The sequence below is a fragment of the Rhodomicrobium udaipurense JA643 genome (assembly GCF_000636015.1).
GTDB lineage: Bacteria > Pseudomonadota > Alphaproteobacteria > Rhizobiales > Rhodomicrobiaceae > Rhodomicrobium > Rhodomicrobium udaipurense.
Map to the genome: position 1 here is coordinate 23,169 of NZ_JFZJ01000031.1, position 7,689 is coordinate 30,857.

Annotated in this window: 3 protein-coding genes; 2 read left to right on the top strand and 1 reads right to left on the bottom strand. The window is 64.6% G+C overall.

All coding sequences use genetic code 11. The annotated features are described in order from the left end of the window. Nucleotides 1–61 precede the first annotated feature (61 nt). A complete protein-coding gene (carB, locus tag T281_RS06850) occupies nt 62–3,391 on the bottom strand; it encodes a carbamoyl-phosphate synthase large subunit (protein WP_037236236.1) in 3,330 nt (1,109 codons plus the stop codon). Between the two features lie 232 nt (nt 3,392–3,623). Here carB and T281_RS06855 point away from each other — a divergent pair, with 232 nt between their 5' ends. Both T281_RS06855 and scpA read left to right on the top strand, forming a co-directional pair. Beyond that, nucleotides 3,624–5,609 carry a methylmalonyl-CoA mutase family protein gene (locus T281_RS06855; RefSeq protein WP_037236239.1) on the top strand — a complete coding sequence of 662 codons (1,986 nt, stop codon included), beginning with the start codon at nt 3,624–3,626 and terminating at the stop codon, nt 5,607–5,609. A gap of 128 nt (nt 5,610–5,737) precedes the next feature. Continuing rightward, the coding region (gene scpA, locus T281_RS06860) for a methylmalonyl-CoA mutase (RefSeq protein ID WP_037236257.1) at nt 5,738–7,689 on the top strand (1,952 nt) is incomplete at its 3' end.

A 7,689-nucleotide genomic window follows, 5' to 3' on the forward strand; every position in this document is an offset into this window, starting at 1 on the left:
AAAGTGGAATTCGACAAAAACAGCGCATGCCGGACCGCCCTCCGGCACCGGCACACACAGTTTAGGCGATATATTTCTGCAGAGGCTGAACTTCAAGGATGCCAGCGCGCATTGCCGCAACTGATTTTGTCACGGCGAGCGCGCCAGCGATCGTCGTGTAGTAAGGAATCTTGTACATCAACGCGGTACGACGGATCGTGGAACTGTCGGCAAGTGCCTTCGCTCCTTCCGTCGTGTTGAAGACGAGATCCACTTCGCGGTTCTTCATCGCGTCCACGATGTTCGGCCGCCCTTCGAGCACCTTGTTGATGCGGGTGCAGGGGATGCCTTGCGCTTCGAGGTGCCGCGCCGTACCGCGCGTGGCGAGCACCTTGAAGCCCATTTCCACGAGGTCGCGGACGGGTTGAACGATGCGATGCTTGTCCGATTCCTTCACCGACACGAACAGCGTTCCGGCGGTCGGCAGGCGGCTGCCGCTCGCGAGCTGCGCCTTGGCGAAGGCGACGGCGTAGGTCTTGTCGATGCCCATCACTTCGCCCGTGGAGCGCATCTCCGGCCCAAGGACAGGATCGATCTCCGGGAACCGCTCGAACGGGAACACGGCTTCCTTCACGCCCACATGCTGCACGTTGGCGCGGTGCTTGAGGTTCATGTCGGCGAGCTTCTCGCCAGCCATGACACGCGCCGCGATGGCCGCGACCGGATAACCGATCACCTTCGCGACGAACGGCACGGTGCGGCTCGCGCGCGGGTTAACCTCCAGCACGTAAACGTCGCCGTCCTTCACCGCGTACTGGATGTTCATGAGCCCGACCACGTTCAGCGCGCGGGCGATGTCGGCGGTCTGGCGCTCAAGCTCGCGCAAGGTGGCCTCGCAGAGCGAATGCGGCGGGAGCGAGCACGCGCTGTCGCCCGAATGCACGCCCGCTTCCTCGATATGCTCCATCACGCCCGCGATGAACACATCCGTACCATCCGAGATGGCGTCGACGTCGACCTCGGTCGCATCGCGCACATAGGAATCGAGCAGGAGCGCGTTCTTCGCGAGAACGGCGTTCACTTCCGCGTGGCGGTTGCCCCCGAAGCGATGATGCACGTCCGGCGGCACGAAGGCCGCGAGCGTCGTGTCGAAATAGTCCTTGAGCGACGACTGGTTCGGGATGATGGCCATGGCCCGGCCGCCGAGCACGTAGGACGGCCGCACCACGATGGGGAAGCCGATTGCCTCGCTTGCCGCAAGCGCCTGCTCGATGGAGTAGGCGATGCCGTTCTGCGGCTGGCGCAGGTTGAGCTTCTCGATAAGCACCTTGAAGCGGTCGCGGTCCTCGGCGAGGTCGATGGCATCGGGCGAGGTGCCGAGGATCGGCACGCCGCGGTCGGCGAGCGTCTGCGCGAGCTTCAGCGGCGTCTGGCCGCCGAACTGCACGATCACGCCCTTGAGCTTGCCGTTCGAGGCTTCCTTTTCGATGATCGCGAGCACGTCTTCCGGTGTCAGCGGCTCGAAATAGAGGCGGTCTGAGGTGTCGTAGTCGGTCGAGACGGTCTCCGGGTTACAGTTGACCATGATCGTCTCGTAGCCCGCCTTCGACAGCGAGAAGGCCGCGTGACAACAACAATAGTCGAACTCGATGCCCTGCCCGATGCGGTTCGGGCCGCTGCCGAGGATGATGATCTTCTCGCGGGCTGACGGCGCGGCCTCGCACATCTCGCGGCCTGCAAGCGGGCTCTCGTAGGTCGAGTACATGTACGGTGTCGGCGAGGGGAATTCCGCCGCGCAGGTGTCGATGCGCTTGTAAACGGGGAACACCTTCAGCGCGCAGCGCTTCTCCGCGACCTCGGCTTCCGTGAGACCCGAGAGCGCGGCAAGCCGTGCATCGGAGAAGCCCATGGCCTTCAATTCGCGGAAGGAGCGCTCGGTTTGCGGCAGGCCGTGTTCGCGAACCTTCGCCTCCACGTCCACGATTTCCTGGAGCCGTTCGATGAACCACGGATCGATCCGGCACAGTGCGTGGATCTGCTCGTGATCGACGCCCATGCGCAGTGCCTGCGCAACCTTGAGGAGCCGGTCGGGCGACGGCGTGCCGAGCGCCTCGCGGATGACGTTCTTGTCGTCGCCCTTGCCGAGCCCTTCGAGCAGGTAATCGTCAAGACCGGTGAGGCCCGTTTCCAGGGAGCGAAGCGCCTTTTGCAGGCTTTCGTGGAAGGTGCGGCCGATGGCCATCGCCTCGCCGACCGATTTCATGGACGTGGTAAGCGTCGTCGGTGCGCCGGGGAACTTCTCGAACGCAAACCGGGGAATCTTCGTGACGACGTAATCGATGGTCGGCTCGAAGGAGGCGGGGGTCGCGCCCTTGGTAATGTCGTTGTCGAGTTCGTCGAGCGTGTAGCCGACGGCGAGCTTCGCGGCCACCTTGGCGATGGGGAAGCCCGTCGCCTTGGACGCAAGCGCCGACGACCGCGACACGCGCGGGTTCATCTCGATGACGACGAGCTTGCCGTCCTCCGGGTTCACGGCGAACTGCACGTTCGAGCCGCCGGTTTCGACGCCAATCTCGCGCAGAACCGCAATGGAGGCGTTGCGCATGATCTGATATTCGCGGTCGGTCAGCGTCAGCGCGGGCGCGACCGTGATCGAATCGCCCGTATGCACGCCCATCGGGTCCACGTTCTCGATGGAGCAGATGATGATGCAGTTGTCCTTTCTATCGCGGACAACCTCCATCTCGTACTCCTTCCAGCCGAGGACGGATTCCTCGACGAGAATCTGCGTCGTGGGCGAGGCTTCGAGGCCGCGCTCGCAGATGTGGAGATATTCCTCGCGGTTGTACGCGATGCCGCCGCCGGTGCCGCCAAGCGTGAAGGACGGGCGGATGATCGCGGGCAACGGCACGTGTTCGAGCGCGTCGATAGCTTCCTGGAGGGTTTGCGCAAGCCGCGATTTCGGCGTCGCGAGGCCGATCTTCTTCATCGCCTCGCGGAAAAGCTGGCGATCCTCGGCCTTGTCGATGGCGTCGGCATTTGCGCCGATCAGCTCGATGCCGAAGCGATCGAGCACGCCGTCACGCGCGAGCTTCAGCGCGGTGTTGAGCGCGGTCTGGCCGCCCATCGTGGGCAGCAAGGCCATGCGCTCGTCCGGGTGTTCGCGGCGTTCCCGCTCGATCACCTTCGTCACCATGTCGGGCGTGATCGGCTCGATATAGGTGGCGTGCGCCAGATCAGGGTCGGTCATGATCGTGGCGGGGTTCGAATTCACGAGGATGATTCGATATCCCTCCTGACGCAAAGCCTTGCAGGCTTGCGTGCCGGAATAGTCGAATTCACAGGCCTGGCCGATAACAATCGGGCCAGCCCCAATGATGAGGATGGAGTCTATATCTGTGCGTTTGGGCATACTTCTGGCGCTCGGGTTTCGACGCGTTATAAAGGAAGTGGGCGATGTTTCAACAACGGCGTGGAAGCGAGTGTACACGAACGCGCATTCCACGAGCGGCGACGAGGCCCTTTTCGCGTAATGCCGCCGCAGCGAACGCGGCCTTAAGGCGCGGTGCCGTGCCCCGAAAAAAGCCAAAAATCGATCCCGCGGCGGTGGACTGAGACGGAACGCATCACTATCATGCGCCGCTATGGAACATTTCGCACTCGCCAAAGAATTTCCGCCAGCGTCCGAAGCGGACTGGCGCGCCATCGTGGACAAGGCGCTGAAGGGCGCACCTTTCCGCGTGCTCGAAAATCAGCTTTATGAAGGCTTCGCAACGTCGCCGCTTTATACCGGCGCCGCGACGTCGCCCGCGCGGCATGGCCAGCGCGGCTGGCTCATCGTGCAGCCCGTAGCAGGCGCGTCGCTCGCCGACGCGGAGCGGCAGTTGGCCGATGATCTGGCGAACGGCGCGACGGCGCTGAGCCTCGACCTCAACAACGGCCCAGCGATTCGCAAGGCCGCCGAGTTGAAGGCTGTTGCAGGTGCCGGTGTTCCGGTATTCCTCGCGCCTGGCAGTTCTCCCGCCGACGCCGCTCTGCTCCTCGCAAAGGCGGACAAGACCATCGTGGGCACTGCAGGCTTCGATCCGCTCACCGTTTTCGCCATGTCGGGCGAGGTGCCGGCAGATCGGAAAGCCGCGCTCGCCGATACAGTCGACGCGGCGCTTGCCATTCGCGAGCGCTTTCCCCTCGTCACGCCGTTCCTCGCATCGAGCCGCGCGTGGAATGGCGCGGGCGGTTCCGCGGTGGACGAACTCGCGCTTACGCTCGCCGCCGCCGTCGCCTACTGGCGCGCGCTGGAAGCGGCTGGGCTGTCGCGCGAAGACGCGTCGCGAGCCATCGGCTTCAAGCTTTGCGCGTCCGCCGACCTGTTCCTCACCATCGCGTCGTTCCGGGCGATCCGCCTTCTCTGGGCGCGCGCCCATGAGGCGGCAGGTATCGCGTCAAACGAGCATATCCTTCTCTACGCGAAGATGCCGCCCCGCATCCTCTCCGCCTACGATCCGCAGGTAAACATGCTGCGCGCCACCGCGAGCGTGTTCGGTGCGGCCATCGGCGGGGCTACCGCCATCGAAGTCTACCCGTTCGACGAAGCAGCGACGGAGCCCACGCCTCTTTCGCGCCGCATCGCGCGCAACACCGGGCTCGTGCTTCAGAGCGAGGCGTGGCTTTCGGCCGTCGCCGATCCGGCAGCCGGGTCCGCCTATGTCGAAACGCTGACGGAAAAGCTCGCGGCGTCGGCCTGGGCGCTGTTCCGCGAGGTGGAAGCCAAGGGCGGCCTCTTGAAGGCACTCGAAAGCGGCTTCGTCGCGGAACGCCTGCGACAGACGGCCGAGAAGCGCGAGCGTGCCATCGCTCACCGCAAGGAAAGGATCACCGGCGTTTCGGTCTTCCCGAACCTCAATGAGAAGATTGCTCTCGAAGAGCCCGCCGCAATCATCATGGAAGAAGCGCACCCGACCGTCGATTTCGCGCTTCCCGCACCCGGCGCGGGCGAACGCTTCGCGGCGCTCATTTCGGCCGCCGCGCGCGGCGTGCCGCTGGCGGAGCTGCATTCCGCCTCGCGCATCGTATGCGACATCATCGCAGGCGGCGCGCTCGACGTCGCAAGACGCGATGCCGAACCCTTCGAAGTGCTGCGCCAGCGCGCCGATTTCGCGCTCGCCAGCATCGGCTCCAGACCGCCCGTGTTCCTCGCGCTGCTCGGCTCGCCGTCGGACTATCGCGCGCGTTCGCTCTGGGTGCAGAGCTTCTTTGCGGCGGGCGGCATCGAGGCCGTTCTGCCCGAGGAAGGCTTCACCGACGTCGAAAAACTCGCGGCTGCGTTCAAGCAGAGCCCTGCGCCAATCGCCTGCCTCTGCTCGTCCAACTCCGCCTATGGCGAGTTGAAGGGAGCCGCAGCCGCGCTGAAGCGTGCGGGCGCAAGCCACGTCTATCTCGCCGGTCCGGCTTCGCTTCTCGCGTCGCTCGATCCCAATGACCAGACGGCGGTGGACCGGCTTATCTACGAAGGCTGCAATGCGCTCGCCGTGCTTGAGGAAGCGCAACGCATCCTGCGCGTCGAGGAGCTGGCCGAAGCCGCCGGACTCGAGGCGGAGGATGAAAACTTCGGCGCGTTCGACGAAGCCTGAGGTTGTAAATACGAAGGCCACGCTCCTCGGCGGTGCCAGAGCGGGGCGTCTTGAAATGCATCGGTCAACGCGCGGCTTGGGTGATCGACCCGCCGCCGGTTGACCTGTGGGATACTTGGAAGCGAACGATGACCGATTCTCCGTTGCCGGATTTCTCGAAGATCGAGTGGCAGACACCGAGCCTTGCGGGCAGTTCTTTCGGCGCGCCCGCCGAGACGCCGGAAGGCATCAAGCTCAAGCCCGCCTACGGCCCGGACGACATCGACGGCCTGGATTTCCTCAACACCTATCCGGGCGTCGCCCCGTTCCTTCGCGGGCCGTACCCGACGATGTACGTCCAGCAACCTTGGACGGTGCGCCAATATGCGGGTTTCTCGACCGCCGAGGACTCGAACGCCTTCTATCGCCGCAACCTCGCGGCGGGCCAGAAGGGCCTCTCCATCGCGTTCGATCTCGCGACCCATCGCGGCTATGACAGCGACCACCCGCGCGTTCGCGGCGACGTCGGCATGGCGGGCGTAGCCATCGACTCGATCTACGACATGCGCACGCTGTTCGACGGCATCCCGCTGTCGGAAATGAGCGTGTCCATGACCATGAACGGCGCGGTGCTGCCGATCCTTGCGCTGTTCATCGTGGCGGGCGAGGAGCAGGGCGTAAAGCCCGCGCAGCTTTCGGGCACGATCCAGAACGACATCCTCAAAGAGTTCATGGTGCGGAACACCTACATCTATCCGCCCCTGCCCTCGATGCGCATCATCTCGGACATCTTCGCCTACACGTCCCAGAACATGCCGAAGTTCAACTCGATCTCGATTTCCGGCTATCACATGCAGGAAGCGGGCGCGACGGCGGACCTCGAACTCGCCTATACGCTGGCAGACGGCGTGGAATACGCCCGAGCGGGCAAGGCCGCTGGCCTCGGCATCGACGCGTTTGCGCCGCGCCTGTCGTTCTTCTGGGCCATCGGCATGAACTACTTCATGGAAGTGGCCAAGATGCGCGCAGGTCGCGCGCTATGGGCGCGGCTCATGAAGGCCGAAGGCGCGAAGTCGTCGAAGTCCATGAGCCTTCGAGCGCACTGTCAGACGAGCGGCTGGTCGCTCACCGCGCAGGACGTGTTCAACAACGTGACGCGCACCTGCGTCGAAGCTTTCGCGGCAACGCATGGCGGCACGCAGTCGCTTCACACCAACGCGCTCGACGAGGCGCTGGCGCTGCCGACCGACTTTTCCGCCCGCATCGCGCGCAACACGCAGCTTTTCATCGAATACGAAACCGGCACCACGCGCACCATCGACCCGTGGGGCGGCAGCTATTACGTCGAGCGGCTCACCTACGAGCTTGCGAAGAAGGCGTGGGAGCACATCGAAGAGGTCGAGCGTCTCGGCGGCATGGCTAAGGCCATCGACGCGGGCGTTCCGAAGCTGCGCATCGAAGAGGCGGCCGCGCGCACGCAGGCTCGCATCGACAGCGGCAAGCAGATCATCGTCGGCGTGAACAGATTTCAGCCGGTCGACGAAGCGCCCATCGAGGTGCTGAAGGTCGATAATTCGGCGGTGCGCGCCGCACAAATCGAGAAGCTGGAACGTCTGCGCGCTGAACGCGACGGCGCGAAAGTGGCGGCGACGCTCGAAGCGCTCACCAACGCCGCGGCAAGCGGCTCGGGCAATCTGCTCGCGCTCGCGGTCGACGCGGCCCGCGCAATGGCCACGGTCGGCGAGATTTCGGACGCGCTCGAAAAGGTATACGGCCGCCATCGGGCGGAAACACGCGCCATCTCGGGCGTTTACCGAGCGGAGGTTGGCTCGATGGAGAACAAGGTCCCGCATGTCATCGCCATGTGCCAGGCGTTCGAGAAGGAAGACGGTCGCCGCCCGCGTCTGCTCGTCGCAAAGGTCGGTCAGGACGGCCACGACCGCGGCCAGAAGGTGATCGCTTCGGCGTTCGCGGATCTCGGCTTCGACGTGGACATTGGCGCGCTGTTCGCGACGCCCGCCGAGGTGGCGCGGCAGGCGGTGGAAAACGACGTGCATATCGTCGGCGTTTCGTCGCTGGCGGCAGGCCACTTGACGCTCGT

Coding starts and splice junctions, on each gene's coding strand:
- carB (WP_037236236.1), bottom strand. CDS start 3,391: ATGCCCAAACGCACAGATATAGACTCCATCCTCATCATTGGGGCTGGC.
- T281_RS06855 (WP_037236239.1), top strand. CDS start 3,624: ATGGAACATTTCGCACTCGCCAAAGAATTTCCGCCAGCGTCCGAAGCG.